The organism is Knoellia locipacati, assembly GCF_007992835.1.
Lineage (GTDB): Bacteria > Actinomycetota > Actinomycetes > Actinomycetales > Dermatophilaceae > Knoellia > Knoellia locipacati.
This window is the reverse complement of record NZ_BKBA01000011.1, coordinates 150,421-168,424: the sequence shown is the minus strand read 5'-3', so window position 1 is coordinate 168,424 and position 18,004 is coordinate 150,421. Positions and strand designations below refer to the sequence as shown.

General features: G+C 72.2%; 18 protein-coding genes. 4 read left to right on the top strand and 14 right to left on the bottom strand.

Annotated elements, in window-relative coordinates; genetic code table 11:
* Positions 1–171 precede the first annotated feature (171 nt).
* Genes ddaH through KLO01_RS14720 form a run of 3 tightly spaced genes read right to left on the bottom strand, consistent with a single transcriptional unit; the run spans position 172 to position 2,895 of the window.
* A complete protein-coding gene (ddaH, locus tag KLO01_RS14730) occupies positions 172–939 on the bottom strand; it encodes a dimethylargininase (RefSeq protein WP_147066470.1) in 768 nt (255 codons plus the stop codon).
* Positions 940–982: 43 nt separating this feature from the next.
* Positions 983–2,263: an MFS transporter gene (locus KLO01_RS14725; protein ID WP_147066468.1), complete on the bottom strand. Its 1,281-nt coding sequence runs from the start codon at positions 2,261–2,263 to the stop codon at positions 983–985.
* On the bottom strand, positions 2,260–2,895 hold the full coding sequence (locus KLO01_RS14720; RefSeq protein WP_147066466.1) for an ArsR/SmtB family transcription factor: 636 nt from the start codon (positions 2,893–2,895) through the stop codon (positions 2,260–2,262). The genes KLO01_RS14725 and KLO01_RS14720 overlap by 4 nt, the downstream gene beginning before the upstream one ends.
* 116 nt (positions 2,896–3,011) lie before the next feature.
* Here KLO01_RS14720 and KLO01_RS14715 point away from each other — a divergent pair, with 116 nt between their 5' ends.
* Positions 3,012–3,908 (top strand): GNAT family N-acetyltransferase, encoded by an 897-nt coding sequence (locus tag KLO01_RS14715; RefSeq protein ID WP_147066464.1) that lies wholly within the window; start codon positions 3,012–3,014, stop codon positions 3,906–3,908.
* 13 nt (positions 3,909–3,921) lie between these two features.
* Here KLO01_RS14715 and KLO01_RS14710 read toward each other — a convergent pair whose 3' ends face one another.
* From KLO01_RS14710 to KLO01_RS14675, 8 genes are all read right to left on the bottom strand, one after another.
* A complete protein-coding gene (locus tag KLO01_RS14710; protein WP_147066463.1) occupies positions 3,922–4,752 on the bottom strand; it encodes a hypothetical protein in 831 nt (276 codons plus the stop codon).
* Complete coding sequence (locus KLO01_RS14705) at positions 4,749–5,783, bottom strand: aspartate-semialdehyde dehydrogenase (protein WP_147066461.1); 1,035 nt, start codon at positions 5,781–5,783, stop codon at positions 4,749–4,751. The genes KLO01_RS14710 and KLO01_RS14705 overlap by 4 nt, the downstream gene beginning before the upstream one ends.
* A gap of 43 nt (positions 5,784–5,826) precedes the next feature.
* Positions 5,827–7,686: a BCCT family transporter gene (locus KLO01_RS14700; protein ID WP_222611990.1), complete on the bottom strand. Its 1,860-nt coding sequence runs from the start codon at positions 7,684–7,686 to the stop codon at positions 5,827–5,829.
* Positions 7,687–7,879: 193 nt separating this feature from the next.
* A complete protein-coding gene (era, locus tag KLO01_RS14695) occupies positions 7,880–8,833 on the bottom strand; it encodes a GTPase Era (RefSeq protein WP_147066460.1) in 954 nt (317 codons plus the stop codon).
* Complete coding sequence (locus tag KLO01_RS14690; protein WP_147066458.1) at positions 8,826–10,127, bottom strand: hemolysin family protein; 1,302 nt, start codon at positions 10,125–10,127, stop codon at positions 8,826–8,828. The genes era and KLO01_RS14690 overlap by 8 nt, the downstream gene beginning before the upstream one ends.
* A gap of 51 nt (positions 10,128–10,178) precedes the next feature.
* On the bottom strand, positions 10,179–10,646 hold the full coding sequence (gene ybeY / locus KLO01_RS14685) for an rRNA maturation RNase YbeY (RefSeq protein ID WP_147066455.1): 468 nt from the start codon (positions 10,644–10,646) through the stop codon (positions 10,179–10,181).
* The gene (locus KLO01_RS14680; protein WP_147066453.1) at positions 10,643–11,773 is read right to left on the bottom strand and encodes a PhoH family protein; all 1,131 of its coding nucleotides are present in this window, start codon (positions 11,771–11,773) and stop codon (positions 10,643–10,645) included. Before KLO01_RS14680 ends, ybeY begins: the two co-directional genes overlap by 4 nt.
* Positions 11,774–11,797: 24 nt before the next feature.
* Positions 11,798–12,157, bottom strand: a complete 360-nt coding sequence (locus tag KLO01_RS14675) for a histidine triad nucleotide-binding protein (protein ID WP_147066451.1) — start codon at positions 12,155–12,157, stop codon at positions 11,798–11,800.
* A gap of 60 nt (positions 12,158–12,217) precedes the next feature.
* Between KLO01_RS14675 and KLO01_RS14670 the strand changes: the two genes are divergently transcribed.
* Both KLO01_RS14670 and KLO01_RS14665 read left to right on the top strand, forming a co-directional pair.
* Positions 12,218–12,751 (top strand): SigE family RNA polymerase sigma factor, encoded by a 534-nt coding sequence (locus tag KLO01_RS14670; protein ID WP_222611989.1) that lies wholly within the window; start codon positions 12,218–12,220, stop codon positions 12,749–12,751.
* Entirely contained in the window at positions 12,748–13,854 is a 1,107-nt protein-coding gene (locus KLO01_RS14665) for a Gmad2 immunoglobulin-like domain-containing protein (protein WP_147066450.1), read from the top strand. The genes KLO01_RS14670 and KLO01_RS14665 overlap by 4 nt, the downstream gene beginning before the upstream one ends.
* On the opposite strand, the gene KLO01_RS14660 is transcribed toward KLO01_RS14665, so the two are convergent.
* From KLO01_RS14660 to hrcA, 3 genes are all read right to left on the bottom strand, one after another.
* On the bottom strand, positions 13,855–14,598 hold the full coding sequence (locus KLO01_RS14660; RefSeq protein ID WP_147066448.1) for a 16S rRNA (uracil(1498)-N(3))-methyltransferase: 744 nt from the start codon (positions 14,596–14,598) through the stop codon (positions 13,855–13,857).
* 157 nt (positions 14,599–14,755) lie between these two features.
* On the bottom strand, positions 14,756–15,889 hold the full coding sequence (gene dnaJ / locus KLO01_RS14655; RefSeq protein WP_147066446.1) for a molecular chaperone DnaJ: 1,134 nt from the start codon (positions 15,887–15,889) through the stop codon (positions 14,756–14,758).
* Positions 15,890–15,977: 88 nt separating this feature from the next.
* The gene (gene hrcA, locus KLO01_RS14650) at positions 15,978–17,009 is read right to left on the bottom strand and encodes a heat-inducible transcriptional repressor HrcA (RefSeq protein ID WP_147066444.1); all 1,032 of its coding nucleotides are present in this window, start codon (positions 17,007–17,009) and stop codon (positions 15,978–15,980) included.
* 70 nt (positions 17,010–17,079) lie between these two features.
* Between hrcA and KLO01_RS14645 the strand changes: the two genes are divergently transcribed.
* Positions 17,080–17,952: a DUF3097 domain-containing protein gene (locus KLO01_RS14645; protein WP_147066442.1), complete on the top strand. Its 873-nt coding sequence runs from the start codon at positions 17,080–17,082 to the stop codon at positions 17,950–17,952.
* Positions 17,953–18,004: the final 52 nt, after the last annotated feature.

The following is an 18,004-nucleotide window of genomic DNA, read 5'->3' as shown; positions in this document are numbered from 1 at the left end:
GAGCCGCGAGTACCGCACGGCATCGAGTATGCCGTCCGCCCACCTGCGCGTCGCCCTCCGGTCCGCACTGTGGGCACGTCGCGCTCGTTGCGTCTGCGGCAACGGTTGCTCTAGCCGCCGTTTCCGCAGACGCAACGGGGGCAACGGGGGGCAACGGTGGGGTGAAGGTGGTCAGCCGCGGCAGCGCACGGACAGGCAGGTGACGCAGCCCTCGAGCTTCTCGAACTCGCTGATGTCGACGGTGACGACCTCGTGCCCGCGCCCGCGCAGCAGCTCGGCCGTGCGGGGCGCGCTGGCCGCCATGAGCAGGGTCGCGTCGTCGAGCAGCACGACGTGCGCGCCGCCCTCCTCGGGCATGCCCTCGTAGGCCGGGAAGGCGCCGGGCCAGTCGACGACCGGGTCCCAGCCGATGACCGTGCCGTCGGGCAGAGCCGTGACCGCCGACTTGAGGTGGAGGGCGCGCTCGACCGTGACGGCCTGGGTGCGCATCCCGACGGACCCGAGGTGGGTCGCCAGCTGCTGGATGCCGGCGCCGTTGGTCCGCCCGCCCAGACCGACGTATGCCGTGTCCCCGACCTTGAGGACGTCTCCCCCGTCGAGCGTCCCGGGCTCCTCGATCCGCACGACACGGTAGCCGAGGTCGCGCACGACACCCTCGACCGCGGCGACCTCCGGCTTGCGCTGCGCCGCACCGGGATTGGTGAGCACGGCGACGTCGCCGGCCACGACGACGGCGTCCTCGATGAAGACGGCGTCGGGGCAGTCGTCGGCCGCGGGGACCTCGACGGTCTCCCAGCCCGCGGACCGCAGGCACGCGGCATACGCATCCCACTGCTGCATGGCGAGGTCGAGGTCGATCGGGGTCTTCTCGAGATGGGTGACCAGTCCGTCGGCGAGACGGGGACCGGGACGACGGACGAGGGCGGTTCGACGAGTCACGGGTCCGACCCTATGCGCCCATCCCCGCCCGCCGGCGACCGACTCAGGCAGGCCGTCCGGCGATCTCGGTGGTGCTGTCGTCGAGCTCCTCGATGGTCCGGGTCCGAAGGATCGGTGACCCGAGCAGGAACAGGACGGCCAGGCTTCCGCCGACCGCAGACACCACCATGGTCGTGCCGACCCCGATCCACTCCCCGAGGAAGCCGCCGAGGACCGCGCCCACCGGACGGATGCCGTAGTTGATGGTGCTGAACGCGCCGACCACCCGGCTGCGCACGGCGTCCGGGGTCACGGCGGTCTGCAGCGCGTTGAGCGGGACGTCGAGCAGCATGACGCCGAAGGCGGAGACGAACTCGACGAGTCCGAGGACGGCCATCCGCACCTCGACCGGCCCGTCGGCGAGCGGCAGGGCCGCGAACGGGGCCGAGAACAGCACCGCGCCGACCGCGATGGTCACGCCGACCCCCAGCCGGCGCGTGACCCGGCCGGCGAGGACCGCGCCGAGGAGGCCACCCGTCGCGCCGACACCCAGCGCGAGGCCGATGCTGCCGGCCCCCAGCCCGAGCTCGCGGCTGGCGAAGAGGATGAGCAGGGCGGCCGCGACGAAGTTGAAGAAGTTGATCGTGGTGACGCAGGCCAGCGACGCCCGCAGGTACGGGTGGTGGACCACGAGCAGCAGGCCGTCGCGCGAGCGGGCGAGCAGGCTCGTGTCCGGCGGTTCGACGGGTCGGTCCTCCACGCGGACGCGCCGCAGGAGCAGCGCCGAGAGGAGGAACGACACCGCGTCGACCACGAGGGCGACGGGTGCGGTGAGCACCTGGATGAGGCCACCGGCCACGGCGGGCCCGGCGACGAACGACAGCGACCTCGTCGAGCTCAGCAGCCCGTTGGCCTCGACGAACTGGTCACGACGCACCAGCGAGACGAAGAAGCTCGGGTATGCCGTCTGGTAGAGCACCTGCCCGAGTCCCGCGAGCAGCGCGACGACGACGAGCTGGGTCATCGTCACCACGCCGAGCCAGTGCGCGACCGGCAGGCTGAGGAGGACGACGGCGCGCAGGACGTCGGCGACGATGAGCAGGCTCCTCTTGCGGGGCTGGTGGTCCACCCACGACCCGACGAACAGCGACAGGATGTTCGGCGCCCACACCGCGGCGGTGAGCAGGCCGACCGTGGGGGCGCTGGCGTGGAGCGTGGTGACGGCGATGAAGGGCAGCGCGAGGCCGGTGATCCGGTCACCGAACTGCGAGATGCCCTGCCCGGCCCAGTAGGTCGCGAAGCGGCGCTCCCGCCACAGCGGAGTCCGCACGGCGGTGTCGCTCACTCCCTCCCACCCCCTGCACCGGCCTCGCCGACCCGCTCGTCCGCGTCCTCGTCCCCCTGCTCGACCTCGGCCGAGGGCAGGACGTAGCGGAGCAGCCGGACCCGGCGAGCCCCCGGCGTCGGCTCGTCGGCCCCCTTGCGCAGGACGTACGGCGCGAGCAGCGCCTCGACCGCGGCCTCGATGCCGGCCAGCTCGTCGGCCGTCGCGACGATGGACGTGTTGGACAGTCCGGCTGAGCGGCGCCACTGCCTCTCGAGGAGGGGCTCGGTGTCGCGGGCCCAGGCCTCGGGCAGCCCTGCCGCCTGGTCGAACATCACGCGCGACAGCAGGCTCGCCGCGTCCTGCCCGGCCGCGTCGTCCGCCGGGGTGAACCGAAACCCCGTGGCGGCCGCCTCCCACCACCGCTGCCGTCCGTCGGCATCGACCGCGGCATCCCGAACGAGGCCGTGCTCGGCGAGGTGGCGCAGGTGCCAGCTCGTCACCGAGGGCGTCGCCCCGACGTGGGGCGCGAGAGCGGTCGCCGTGCTCGGCCCGTGCCCCTGGAGCCGGCTGAGGATGGCCAGCCGCACCGGGTGTGCCAGCGCGCGGATGCTCCGCGGGGTGAGCTCGATGTCGCCGTAGGGGTTGGCCATGGGTCTCCGTTCAGATGTGAGAGGACTCTCTCGAAATAACCCTCTCACAGTCGTGCGCCGGCGACCACCCCACAATTCCGGTGACAGCCCGACCCACGGTCGGGCACTCTCACCCCATGGCCCTCCCCGACGGACTCACCGCGCGACCGCACACCCTCGACGACGCGCAGGCCGTGTGCGACCTCGTCGCCGCGACCGAGCTCGTCGACGCCGGCGAGGCGGCCATCGAGCTCGAGGACATCCAGGGCGACTGGGCGCGCAGCAGCTTCGACCTCGCGACGCAGAGCATCGGGCTCTGGGACGGCAGCCGCCTCGTCGCGGCCGGTGAGGTGTTCAAGGGACGCCGGGCCGACGCAGGGGTCCACCCGGAGCACCGTGGGCGCGGCATCGGCACGTGGCTCGCCGGGTGGGTCGAGGACTGTGCCCGCTCGACCGGCTCGCGGCTCGTCGGCCAGACCGTCCCGGGCGGGAGCGGCGCCGAGGAGTTCTTCCGGGACCGCGGCTACCGCGAGGGCTGGACGTCCTGGGTGCTCCAGCTCCCGCCCGACGCCACGATCGAGCTCCAGCCCCTCCCCCACGGCTACGCGCTGCGCCAGTTCCGTGGCGGCGAGGACGGCCGGACGGCCTTCCACCTCATCGAGGACGCCTTCAACGAGTGGCCCGACCGCGAGCCGTCGAGCTACGACGACTGGGCTCCCCGGGGGCCGCTGCGACCGGGGTTCGAGCCGTGGCAGATCCGGTTCGTCACGGACGCCGACGGCACCGACGTCGGGGTCTGCTACACGATCCTCGCCGGGGCGACCGGCTACGTCGACGCCATCGCCGTGCGCGCCGACCAGCGCGGGTTGGGCCTGGCCCGCGCGCTGCTCGCCGACGCCTTCGCCCGCGCTCGCGAGCACGGGGCGAGCGTCAGCGAGCTGTCGACCGACTCACGCACCGGGGCGCTCGGCCTCTACGAGCACGTCGGGATGCACGTGACGCAGACGTGGCGGCACTGGATGACCGACCTCTGAGAGCCCTCCCGCGTCAGGCCGGGACCGGGATGTCGAACCGCGTGCCGTGGCCGGTGAGCTCGACGAGGGACTCGACCGCGACACCCGAGAGGGTGAGCGTCGAGGCGTGCCGGACGGGGGTCCAGTCGGCACGGACCCACAGCGAGGCGGCCGTGGTCGTCGCGCCCATGACCTCGAACGGCGTCATGCAGTCCAGGCGGACGAGGCCCGACGACGAGGCGCCGTCGTGCAGCGTCACCGGAGCCCGGTCGGCGGCGACCTTCCACGTCGCGCACTCCCCGACTCCTCGGGTCATCCCCTCCAACGACAGTGTCGCCCAGGCGAACTCGCCCGTCGCGGCGCCGAGCGCCTCGTCCTCGTCCTGCGAGTTGAGCACCCCGGCCACCCAGCGATCGCCGCTGCGCGACCACGAGGCACCGTCGACGACGACCACGACCCGACCGTCCGAGGCCTGCGTGCGCAGCCGCTGCGACGCCCCCAGGACGACCTCGGCCTCCATGTCGGGCGGGCCGTTGGTCCAGGCACGCACCGATCCGTGCGCTTCGAGCGCGTCGCCCCAGCAGGCGGCCAGCGCCGGGCCCGCGATGGCGCCTCCCGGCTGCGCCTTGAGCCGACCACAGGACTGCGGAACCCGGTATGCCGTCCCCTCGAGTCCCGCTGCCCCGCCCTTGGGACTCGTCGTCGCCGGTGCCGTCGACGAGGCAGCGTCCGCTCCCCCGTCACCACCGGAGGAGCAGCCTGCGAGCAGCGCGGCGACCGTGGCCGCAGCGCCGGCGACGGTGACGGCAGCGCCACGTCGTCGCCGGGCCGGGCGCGTGGCCCGGCCCTCGTCGATGGCGCTCATCGGCGCTTGAGGAGCTCCTCGGCGACCTGCACCGCGTTGAGCGCAGCGCCCTTGCGCAGGTTGTCGCCGACGACGAAGAGGACGAGGCCCTTGCCCTCGGGCGCGGACTGGTCGGCACGCACCCGACCGACGAAGACCTCGTCACGACCGGCGGCGTCGAGCGGGTTGGGCACATCGGTCACGACGACGCCAGGCGCCTTGGCGAGCAGCTCGAGGGCGCGCTCGGGCGAGATGTCGTCGGCGAACTCGGCGTGGATAGCGAGCGAGTGCCCGGTGAAGACGGGGACGCGCACGCAAGTGCCCGACACGCGCAGGTCTGGCACGTGCAGGATCTTGCGCGACTCGTTGCGGAGCTTCTGCTCCTCGTCGGTCTCGTGCGAGCCGTCGTCGACGACCGAGCCAGCGAGCGGGATGACGTTGAAGCCGACGGGCACGGCATACACGTTCGGCGCGGGAACCTCGACGGCACGGCCGTCGAGCGCGAGATCGGCAGGTGAGCCCGCGGCATACGCGCCCCTGAGCTGGCCGTCGAGCTCCTGGACCCCCTTGCCGCCGGAGCCGGACACGGCCTGGTAGGACGCGACCGTGAGGCGGACCAGCCCGGCGACGTCGTGGAGCGGCTTGAGCACCGGCATCGCGGCCATCGTCGTGCAGTTGGGGTTGGCGACGATCCCCTTGGGGATGGTGTCGAGGTCCTCGGGGTTGACCTCGGCGACGACGAGCGGGACGTCGGGGTCCTTGCGCCAGGCCGAGGAGTTGTCGATGACCGTGGCACCGGCGGCCGCCACCCGGGGGGCCCACTCCTTGGAGGTCGAGCCGCCGTTGGAGAACAGCGCGATGTCGAGCCCGCCGAAGTCCGCGGTGGCGGTGTCCTCGACGGTGACCTGCGTGTCCTTCCACGGCAGCGTGCTGCCGGCGGACCGCGCCGAGGCGAAGTAGCGCATCTCCTCGACCGGGAAGCCGCGCTCCTCGAGGAGAGCGCGCATGACATTGCCGACCTGACCGGTCGCTCCGAAAACACCGACTCGCATGGCGCCAAGTGTAGGAGCCATGCGAGTCGGGTGCGTCAGACGATCAGGACGTGGGCGCCGGCTGGGCGGACTCCTCGTCGGTGTCGTCGGCTGCCTTGTCGCTCGACCCGTTCGAGCCGTTGGACCCGTTCGAGGACGAGCCGGGCAGGGTGACGAGCTCGCCGACACCCTCACCGGGAGCGGACTCCTCGAACGCGAGCGTGAAGTCGTCGCCGTGCTCGGTCACACCGGCGACGACGGCCTGCTCGACCGCGGCCACGGCATACGCGCGGCGGACGACGAGCGGGTCGTTCGACAGGTCCTTCACGAGCGAGAACGCCAGTCCCACCATGACGAGGAGGAAGGGCAGCGCCGCGACGATCGTGATGTTCTGCAGCCCCGACAACGCGTCGGCACCACCGACCACGAGCATGACGGCCGCGACGGCTCCGGTGGCGGCGCCCCAGAAGATCACCGTCGGGCGGCTCGGCACGAGGGTGCCGCGCTCGGACAGGGTGCCCATGACGATCGAGGCGGCGTCGGCGCCGGAGACGAAGAAGATCGCGACGAGCAGCATGACGAGGATCGAGGTCACCGTCGCCCACGGCATCGTGTCGAGCATGCCGAAGAGCGTGGCCTCGGGCGTCTCGGCGCCGGCCAGGTCGGTGCCGGAGCGCTGGGTGAAGATGCCTGCGCCACCGAAGATCGCGAACCACACGAGCGAGACCAGGCTCGGCACGAGCAGGACACCGGTGACGAACTGGCGGATGGTGCGACCACGCGAGATGCGGGCGATGAACATGCCGACGAACGGCGTCCACGAGACCCACCAGGCCCAGTAGAAGATCGTCCAGCCCGACAGCCAGGTCTGCATCGCGTCGCCGCCAGCGGCGTCGGTGCGCGCGGACATCATCGCGAGGTCCTGGAAGTAGCTGCCGACGGCGGTCGGGACGAGGTTGAGGATGAACACGGTCGGGCCGACGACGAAGACGAAGACGGCGAGCACGACGGCCAGCACCATGTTGGTGTTGGACAGCCACTGGATGCCCTTGGAGACACCCGAGACCGCGGACAGGATGAAGCAGAGCGTGAGGACCGTGATGATCGCGACGAGGATGCCGTTGCCGGTGCTGTCGAGACCGGCGACGATCTCGAGGCCGGAGCCGATCTGCAGGGCGCCGAGGCCGAGCGAGGCGGCCGAGCCGAAGAGCGTGGCGAAGATCGCGAGGATGTCGATGATGCGACCGGCCGGTCCGGAGGCGCGACGCTCACCGAGCAGCGGCGCGAACGCCGAGCTGATGAGCAGCGAGCGACCGCGGCGGAACACGCCGTAGGCCACGGCGAGGCCGACGACGGCGTAGATGGCCCACGGGTGCAGCGTCCAGTGGAAGAGCGTCGTCGCCATGGCGGTCTGCACGGCCTGCGGGTTGCCCGCGGCACCGGTGCCCGGGGGCGGGGTGACGAAGTGCGACACCGGCTCCGAGACGCCGTAGAACATCAGGCCGATGCCCATGCCGGCGGAGAACATCATCGCGATCCACGACACGGTGCGGAACTCGGGCTGCTCGTCGTCACGCCCCAGCGGGATGCGGCCGAACTTGCTGGCGGCCAGCCAGATGACGAACACGACGAAGCCGGACGCGACGAGCGCGAACAGCCAGCCCATGTTGTGGACGACCCAGCCGAGCCCGGAGGCGGAGGCGGAGCCGAGGGTCTCGGTGCTGACGAAGCCCCACACGACGAAGCCGATGGCGATGGCGGCGGTGACGCCGAACACGACCTTGTCGAGCTTCTGGGGTTCCTCGGCTGCATGCTCCTCGACCTCGTGGTCGAGCGCCGGGTGCGGGGGCTCCTCGTGCAGCGGGCCGTCGAGGATGGTCCGCTCTCCAGCGGCGTCCCCCGGCGCGGTCGGGCCAGTCTTCATGAGTTTCGTTGTCACAGGTGATCCGGCGCGAACGCCGCTCCTTCGTGTTCTCGTCAGTCTCGTCTGCGGCGCGTATGCCGTCTGCTTCAGGTCGCGTACACCCCTTCGGGGCAACCGCACCACCATGCCGGAGTTCCCCCGCGAGGGGCAACTTCGGTCACGGAGCCACAACGATGTGACGGGACGAGGAGGGTCAGAACCCCAGACGCTGGAGCTGCTTGGGGTCGCGCTGCCAGTCCTTGGCGATCTTGACGTGGAGGTCGAGGTGGACGCGCTGGCCGAGGAGCTTCTCGATGCCCTGGCGCGCGGTCGCGCCGACGTCGCGCAGCCGGGAGCCGCCGCGGCCGATGATGATCGCCTTCTGCGACGAGCGCTCGACGAAGACGTTGACCCGCACGTCCATGAGGGGCTTGCCCTCCGGCCGGTCGGGCCGCTGCACCATCTCCTCGACGACCACGGCGAGCGAGTGCGGGAGCTCGTCGCGCACGCCCTCGAGCGCCGCCTCGCGCACGAGCTCGGCGATCATGATGGCCTCGGGCTCGTCGGTGAGCACGTCGTCGGGATAGAGCGGCCCCGGCGAGGCTGGGAGGTATTTCGCGAGGACGGAGGCCACGGTGTCGACCTGGTCGCCCCTCGTCGCCGAGCACGGCACGATCTCGGCCCAGTCGCCGAGCTGGTCGATGGCGATGAGGTGCTCGGCCAGCCGCTGGCGGTCGACCTTGTCGGACTTCGTCGCGAGGGCGATGATCGGCGTGCGCTTGGCCTGCCGGAGCTCGACGAGCTCGCGGGCGATGAACTGGTCACCGGGCCCGATCCGCTGGTCGGACGGCAGGCAGAAGCCCACCACGTCGACGTCGAGCAGGGTCTCGCGCACGAGGTCGTTGAGCCGCTCGCCGAGCAGGGTCCGGGGCTTGTGCAGGCCCGGGGTGTCGACGAGGACGATCTGGCTCGTCGGAGACGTGACGATGCCCCTGATGGTGTGACGGGTGGTCTGCGGCTTGCTCGACGTGATGGCGACCTTCTCGCCGACGAGGGCGTTGGTCAACGTCGACTTGCCGGCGTTGGGGCGTCCGATGAGGCAGGCGAAACCTGCGGCATACGGCTGGGCGGTGCTCGCGCCGGTGTCGGCGGCGGCGTCGTCAGTCATGGGTGCTCCCGGTCTCGGCTGGTTCCATCAGGTCGTGCGGGGTCGTGGCGACGCGTTCGACGATCACGGTGGCGATGCGGTGTCGGCGGCCGGCCATGCGCTCGGCGGTAAGCCGCAGCCCCGCGACCTCGCAGGACGACCCGAGGATCGGCACGCGGCCGATCGTCTTGCCGATGAGGCCACCGACGGTGTCCACCTCGTCCTCGTCGATGGTGACGCCGAGCTCGTCGGCGAGGTCGTCGATGTCCATCGTCGCGTCGACCCGCCAGCGTCCGTCGCCGAGGTCCTCGAGGTCGGGCGTCTCGCGGTCGTACTCGTCGGCGATCTCACCGACGATCTCCTCGATGATGTCCTCGATCGTCACGAGCCCGGCGGTGCCGCCCCACTCGTCGACGACGAGCGCGAAGTGCGTCTGGTCGCGCTGCATCTCGCGCAGCAGCGCGTCGACCGGCTTTGACTCGGGGATGAACGGCATCGGCCGCATGAAGTCCGCGACGGGGGTGGTGGCGCTCGCCGGGTCGGCAGTGACCCGCCGGACGACGTCCTTGAAGTAGAGGAGGCCGAGCACGTCGTCGGAGTCCTCGCCGGTCACCGGGATGCGTGAGTAGCCGCTGCGCAGGAACAGGTTCATCGCCTGGCGGGCCACGCGGTCGCTGTCGATGGTGACCATGTCGGTGCGCGGCACCATGACCTCGCGGGCGAGGGTGTCGCCGAGCTCGAAGACGGAGTGGATCATCTGCCGCTCGCCGGCCTCGATGAGGGCCGACTCCCCCGCCAGGTCGACGAGGTCGCGGAGCTCGGACTCGCTGTCGAAGGGGCCGTCGCGGTAGCCACGCCCGGGGGTCACCGCATTGGCGAGCAGCACGAGGAGGCGCGCGAGGGGTCCGAGCACGCGTCGCAGCCAGATGGCGACCGGCGCCGCGACGAGCGACACCCGGGACGCGTGCTGGCCGCCGAGCGTGCGCGGCGAGACGCCCACGAGCGCGAAGGAGACGAACGCGAGGATCGCGATGGCGACGAGGAGCGGCTTCCACGTCCCGTCGACGACGCGGTAGACCGCGGTCGTCACGAGGACCGCCGTGGTCATCTCGGCGATGACGCGGACGAACGACAGGACCGACAGGTATGCCGCGCTGTCACCGACGACCGTGGCGAGCGACTGCGACCCGGCGCGCCCGTCGTCGAGCAGTTCCTGAGCACGCACCCGCGAGATGCGGTGCAGGGCAGCCTCGGCGGCCGAGAGGAGGAAGGACAGGATGACGCCGACGACGGTGAGGACGACGAGCCGGGTCATGACCGCACCGCCCCGGTCCCCGACACCGCGCGGGCGTCGGGACTGGCTGGGTCAGGCACCGTTCCGGCCCCTCGTCGCGAGGAAGGTGAGGAGGAGCTGGCGCTGCAGCTCGAACATCTCCTTCTCCTCCTCGGGCTCGGCGTGGTCGTAGCCGAGGAGGTGGAGGATGCCGTGGGTGGTGAGGAGCAGCAGCTCCTCCTCGGTGGCGTGCCCCGCGGTCGCGGCCTGCTTCTCGGCGACGCTCGGGCAGAGCACGATGTCGCCGAGAACGCCCTCCTCGGGCTCGTCGCCGTCGCGGCCCGGGCGCAGCTCGTCCATCGGGAAGCTCATGACGTCGGTCGGGCCGGGGAGGTCCATCCACTGCACGTGCAGGGTCTCCATCGCGGCCTCGTCGACGAGGCGCAGGCAGAGGTCGGCCTGCGGGTGGACCTTCATCTCACCCATGACGTAGCGCGCGCACGCGACGAGCTCGAGCTCGTCGAGCGCGAACTCGGTCTCGTTGAGGACGTCGATGCTCATGCCTCTCCCCCCGTGGACCCGGTCGCGCCGGTCGCCTCGGGCGGGATGTCGCCGGCGTCGTGGCTGGCCTTCGCCGGGCGACGGGACGGGCGCGCGGGACGGGTGGACCCCGCCGCGTGCGACTGGTGTCGGGCGTCCCAGCGGCCGTAGGCGTCGACGATCTCGCCGACGAGGCGGTGGCGCACGACGTCCTGGGCGGTGAGCTCGGCGAAGTGGACGTCCTCGAGGCTCTCGAGGATCTCGCGCACGACCCGCAGGCCGCTCTGCGTGCCGCCGGGCAGGTCGACCTGCGTGACGTCACCGGTGACGACCATCCGGGAGCCGAAGCCGAGACGCGTGAGGAACATCTTCATCTGCTCGGGCGTGGTGTTCTGGGCCTCGTCGAGGATGACGAAGGAGTCGTTGATCGAGCGGCCGCGCATGAACGCCAGCGGGGCCACCTCGATCGTCCCGGCGGCCATGAGGCGCGGGATCGAGTCGGGGTCGACCATGTCGTGCAGCGCGTCGTAGAGCGGCCGCAGGTAGGGGTCGATCTTGTCGTTGAGGGTGCCCGGCAGGAAGCCGAGCCGCTCCCCCGCCTCGACGGCGGGGCGCGTGAGGATGATCCGGTTGACCTGCTTGGCCTGGAGGGCGGCGACGGCCTTGGCCATCGCGAGGTAGGTCTTGCCCGTGCCCGCGGGACCGATGCCGAACGTGATGGTGTGCTCGTCGATCGCGTCGACGTAGCGCTTCTGGCCCAGCGTCTTGGGGCGGATCGTGCGGCCCCGCGACGAGACAATGTTCATCGTGAGGACGTCGGCGGGGCGCTCGGTCGTCTGGGCGCGCAGCATACCGATGGAGCGCTCCACCGAGTCGCGGTTGAGCGCCTGCCCGCCGTCGATCACGGCGAGCAGCTCGTCGATGACCCGCTCGACCAGGGCGACCTCGGCGCTGGGGCCCGAGATGTGGAACTCGTTGCCGCGCACGTGGATCACGGTGAGGGGGAACTGGCGCTCCATGGTGCGGAGCAGCTCGTCGCGCGGCCCCAGCAGGGCCACCATCGACACGTCCCCGGGGATCGTGACGGTGTGGACCGGGGTGTGCGCCGGTGGCTGGTCGGACGTGGGCGTATGCGGTGCGTCTGTCATGTCACCCCGAGTCTACGGTTCGGCTCAGCCCGGAGGCCATTTCATTGCCCGCCCACCCAGCAGGTGCAGGTGCGCGTGGAAGACGCTCTGGCCGGCGCCGGGTCCGGTGTTGAACACGAGCCGGTAGTCGCCGTCCAGCCCCTCCTGCTGAGCCACGGTGCGCGCGAGGAGCGTGACTTCGGCGAGCTCGGTGGGCGAGACGTCGGCCAGCTCGCCGGCGTCGGCCACGTGCCGGCGCGGCACGACGAGGACGTGGGTGGGCGCCTGCGGGCTCACGTCGCGGAAGGCGAGGCTGGTGTCGGTCTCGGCCACCACCTCGGCCGGGATCTCGCCGGCGACGATCCGGCAGAACAGGCAGTCGGGGTCGGTCGCGGCAGCGCTCATGCCACCGACAGTAAACCGATCGGCCTGCTCGGGCGTCTTCCGGGCGTGACAATGACTTCCGTGGGCTTCGGACGTGACGCTGCCGCGCGCGCCGCCGCGGATGACGGCGTGTCGAGCCTGTATGCCGTCCACTGGGCTCCCATGGTCCGCCTCGCGTGGCTCTTCGTCCACGACGACCTCCTCGCCGAGGAGATCGCCCAGGAGGCCTTCGTCTCGCTCCACCGCAAGTGGCACGAGGTCACGGGAGCCAGCGGTGCGGCATACCTGCGGCAGTGCGTCGTCAACGGTGCGCGGTCCGCGCTGCGGCACCACAAGGTGGAGCAGCGCTACCTCGACTCGATCCGGCCCGGGCCACGCCGGCTCGCCGTCGCGAGCGCCGAGGACGAGGCGGTCGCCGCGGTCGCCTCCGCCGACATGTTCGAGCGGCTGCAGGGGCTGCCCACCCGACAACGCGAGGTGCTCGTGCTCCGCTACTACCTCGACCTGAGCGAGGCCCAGATCGCCGACGCCCTCGGGATCGCGCCCGGGTCGGTCAAGGCCCACGCGCACCGCGGTCTGGCCGCGCTGCGAACCGAGATGGAGGCGCGGCCATGACGACCTACGACGAGCAGTCACGGATCGAGCGCGAGCTGCGTGCCGCCCTCTCCGAGCGCGCCCGCGAGGTGCGTCCGTCACCACGGCTCGACGCGATCCTGCGCGAGGCGTCCGCCCCGCCGCCCGTCGCCCGTCGCAGCCGGTGGCTCGTCGGCCTCGCCGTCGCGGCGGCGGCGGCGGTCGTCGCCGGCACGGTCTGGGCGTCGCGCCCCGACTCCCCCGCGACCCTGCCGGGCGGGCCGCCGTCGACGAGCTCGACCCCGTCGGAAGCCGCCTCGCCGTCCCCGTCCCCCACCTCGGCGTCCACCCCGTCGGCGAGCACCTCCACGTCGCCCGACCCGACACCGTCGGCCACGGGCCCGACCGGTCCGGTGGCCGGGGGCACGACGTCCCTGGGCATCTACACGGTCGGCACCAACGGTGGCACGGCCAACCGGCCGGGGCTGGTCCGGGTGTTCTGGACGGCTCCCCTCGGTGGCGACGCACCCGAGTCCGACCGGGCCGGCCTCGCGGTCGTCGAGTCGATCCGGACCTCGGAGCAGCCGGCGCTGTGGGCGGGCACTGCGCTCGACCGGCTCGAGGTGGACCGCAACCGGATCACGATCGTGCTGACCGGGCCGGGACGGGCAGCATCTGACGCCCGCACGGCCGAGCTCGCGATCTCGTCGCTCGTGTGGACCGCGCAGGCCGCCGTCGGCCGCGGCGACCTGCCCGTCACCGTGCAGTCCGGATCACCCGGCCTCCTCCTCGGGTTCGTCGACCCGTCGCGCACCTTCACCAGGGCCGGCACTCCCGCCGATGCACTCTGTGACATCTGGCTCGACAGCCCCACGCCCGGGGCCTCGGTCGACGTCGCCCGGGCGGTGGTCGTGCGCGGCCAGGCGGTGGCCTTCGAGGCGAACGTCGAGTGGGAGCTGCGCTCGGGCGACCGGGTCGTGCGCAAGGGGTTCACGACGGCATCCATCGGCGCGCCGGGCCGTGGGACGTTCACTGTGGACCTCGGTCGGCTCGACGCGGGGTCGTGGACGTTCCGGGCGCTCACCTCGTCGGCCAAGGACGGGTCGCCGCTCGCCGAGCGGGTCGTGGGGTTCGTGGTGCGGTGATCAGCGCCAGCGCGTGGCGGCGCTGAGGACCGCGAGCGCCGCGGGGCCGGCGCTGGACGAGCGCAGCACGGTGTCGCCGAGGCGCACCGTGTGGGCGCCCGCCGCCGTGAACGCCTCGAGCTCCTCAGGCGAGATCCCGCCCTCGGGCCCGACGACGAGCAGGACCTCTCCGTCGTCCGGCAGGTCCTGCGCGGCCAGGCGCACGTCGGCGTCCTCGTGCAGGACGTATGCCGTGCCACCAGCCGCGATCCGTGCCGCCAGACCCGCGGTCGTGACGACGGGGGCGAGGAGCGGACGGCGCGAGCGGCGGGACTGCTTGGTGGCGGCGACGAGGACGGCGTCCCACTTGCGCCACGCCTTGTCACCGCGCTCGCCACGCCACTGGACGATGCTCCGTCCGGCCTGCCACGGCACGACCTCGTCGACGCCGAGCTCGGTCGCCGCCTCGATGGCCTGGTCGTCGCGGTCTCCCTTGGCGAGGGCCTGGACGAGGACGAAGCGCGGAGACGGCTCGGGGGCCGTCTCGACCGCGTCGACCCGCAGCGACAGCTCGGCCCGGTCGACCGACTCCACCTCGCCGGTGACGACGCGTCCGGCGCCGTCGGCCAGACGCAGGCGCTCACCGCGCTGGGTCCGCCTCACGGTCACGGCATGGCGCCCCTCGGGTCCGTCGAGGACGACGAGGTCACCGGCACGGGTCGCGTCGAGGCTCCCGGCGGTGACGAGGTAGAGCGCGAGGCTCATCGCCCGGTCCGCCCCGCAGCGGAGACCCCGGCACCCGAGGCCCCGGCACCCGAGGCCACGGCACCCGACTTCTTGCCCCGTCGGGACGCGGCATCGGGCGCCACCGCGCCAGCGAACGTCCCGATCGGGCAATGAGTCGTACGGGTGGGCATGGTGGTCAGCGGGCCTTGAAGGCGTCGCGCAGCTTGCCGAAGATCGAGCCGTCCGTCGGGTTGGCGATGCGCCCGGTGGGCTTCTCCTCGTCACGCAGCGTCGCGAGGCGGCGCAGGAGGTCCTCCTGCTCCTGGTTGAGCCTGGTCGGGGTCGCCACCATCGCGTGCACGATGATGTCGCCGCGACCCGAGCCGCGCAGGTGGGTCACGCCGAGGCCGCGCAGCAGGATCTGCTCACCGGACTGGGTCCCCGCGCGGATGTCGAGCTCCTGCTCGCCGTCGAAGGTCTCGAACGGCACCGACGCCCCGAGCGCGGCGGCCGTCATCGGCAGCTCGACCGTGGCGTGCAGGTCGTCGCCCTGACGCTGGAAGCGCTGGTCGCGACGGACCGCCACCTCGACGTAGAGGTCACCGGACGGCCCGGCGCCGGGGCCGACCTCGCCCTCACCCGCGAGCTGGATGCGCGTGCCGGTGTCGACGCCCGCGGGGACGCGGATGGTCAGCGTGCGACGCGTGCGCACGCGACCGTCACCCGAGCACTCGTAGCAGGGCGCCTCGATGACCTGGCCGGTCGCCTGGCAGTTGACGCAGGGACGCGAGGTCATGACCTGGCCGAGGAAGCTGCGCTGCACCTGCTGGACCTGACCCTGCCCCTGGCAGACGTCACAGGTGCGGGTGCCCGTGCCGGGCTGGGTGCCGGCGCCGTGGCACGTGCCACAGCCCTCGGCAGTGTCGATGGTGAGCTCCTTCTCGGCGCCGAAGACGGCGTCGACGAGGTCGAGGTCGAGCCGGACGAGCGCGTCCTGGCCACGGGCCTGACGCGAGCGCGGGCCGCGCCCCTGGGCCTGCCCGGCACCGGCGCCGAAGAAGGCGTCCATCACGTCGCTGAACGAGAAGCCCTGCCCGAAGCCGGCCGCCCCGGCGCCGGAGTAGGGGTCGGCGCCCATGTCGTAGCTGCGCTTCTTCTCGGCGTCGGAGAGCACGTCGTAGGCCTGGGAGACCTTCTTGAACTGCTCCTCGGCCTCGGGGCCGGAGTTCACGTCGGGGTGGAGCTTGCGGGCCGCGCGGCGGTAGGCCTTCTTGATCTCGTCGGCGCTCGCGTCACGGGCCACGCCGAGGTCGGCGTAGTAGTCGTTCACTTCGGAGGACGTCCTTCGCTGGGGGCTGTTCGGTTCAGGGGTGGGGCTGGGAGTGGGGCTGGAAGTGCAAAGGCCGGGAGTCACCCGGTCATTCCGCGAGGATCCGGCTGACGTAGGTCGCGACGGCGCGCACCGCGGCCATCGTCGTCGGGTAGTCCATGCGGGTCGGGCCGACGACACCGAGGCCGGCCACGAGGTCGGATCCGGTGCCGTAGCCCGAGGTGACGAGCGACGTCGAGTGCAACCCGGCATACGGGTTCTCGGCACCGATCCGGACGGCGACGGCCGAACCCTGCTCCGTCACCGTACCGAGGAGCTTGAGCAGGACCACATGCTCCTCGAGCGCCTCGAGGACCGGGCCGATCGAACTGGGGAAGTCCTCGCCGGCGCGCACGAGGTTGGAGGTGCCGGCCATGACGACCCGCTCCTCGCGCTGCTCGACGAGCACCTCGGTGAGCTCAGCGGCGATGGCTGCGAGCAGCCCGCGGGCGCCCGGGTCGACCTGCGTCGGCAGCTCGCCGAGCCCACCGGCCGCGTCGGCCAGGGTCTTGCCGACGGTCGCGCCGTTGACGTCGGAGCGCAGCGAGGACAGCATCCGCTCGGTGGCCGGGTCGGCGAGGTCCATGCCGGTCTCGAGGACGCGCTGCTCGACGCGGCCGGTCGTCGTGATGAGCACGACGAGCAGCCGTGAGGCACCGAGCGGGACGAGCTCGATGTGGCGGACCGACGAACGAGTGAGCGAGGGGTACTGCACGACGGCGACCTGACGGGTCAGCGACGCGAGCAGTCGCACCGTGCGGTCGACGACGTCGTCGAGGTCCATGGCCCCGTCGAGCAGGGCGCTGATGGCCCGCCGCTCGGCACCGCTGAGCGGCTTGAGCGTGCTGAGCCGGTCGACGAAGAGCCGGTAGCCGGCGTCCGTGGGGATGCGGCCCGCGCTCGTGTGTGGGGCCGCGATGAGCCCCTCCTCCTCGAGGACGGCCATGTCGTTGCGCACCGTCGCCGCGGAGACGCCGAGGGAGTGACGCTCCAGGAGGGCCTTGGAGCCCACCGGTTCGGACGTCTCGACGTAGTCCTGGACGATCGCCCGCAGGACCGCGAGCCGACGGTCCTCACTCATCTGCGACACCTCCTCCCGTTGCTGGCACTCATGCTTGGTGAGTGCCAATTCTACGTCTACCCTCGCGCAGGTGACTGATCGCTACGGCCAGGACGTGCTCTCCGGGGACTGGAAGGCGCCGCGCGGCGGCCGTTCCACCCCCCTCGCCGCCGAGGTGGGCGTCGTCGTCGAGGACGTCGAGACCGGCTGGGTCGGCGCCGTGGTCCGCGTCGAGAAGGCCGGCGGCATCCAGGTCGTCCACCTCGAGGACCGGCGTGGTCGCACCAAGGCGTTCCCCCTGGGCCCGGGCTTCCACGTCGACGGGCGCCCGGTGACGCTCACCCGGCCGACGGCAGCCAGCTCGGCGCAGCTCGCGGTCGCCCGCCAGGCGGCCTCGCGCACCGCGAGCGGGTCGCGTGCCGTGGCGAACGCGCCCGCCAAGGTCGCGAGCGCCTCGCGGATCTTCGTCGAGGGTCGACACGACGCCGAGCTCGTCGAGAAGGTCTGGGGCCACGACCTGCGCGTCGAGGGTGTCGTCGTCGAGATGCTCGACGGGGTCGACGACCTCGAGGCCGCCGTCCGCGACTTCCGACCGGGACCCGGCAAGCGCATGGGCGTGCTCGTCGACCACCTCGTGCCGGGCACCAAGGAGACGCGGGTCGTCGAGGCCGCGTCGCGCCTGCAGCCCTACGCGCCACACGTCCTCATCGTCGGCCACCCCTATGTCGACGTGTGGCAGTCGGTACGTCCCGAGCGTCTCGGGATGGCGCAGTGGCCGGTCATCCCGCGTGGCACGTCGTGGAAGCACGGCATCTGCGCGCACCTCGGCTGGGCCCACGACGAGCAGGCCGACATCGCCCGCGCGTGGAAGCAGATCCTCGGCACCGTGCGCACCTACGCCGACCTCGAGCCCTCGCTGCTCGGCCGGGTCGAGGAGCTCATCGACTTCGTCACCGCCCCCTGACCGGGCTCGCTCGCGCGTTCTGCGTCCGCAGAGGTGGTCGGCTCTGCGACCA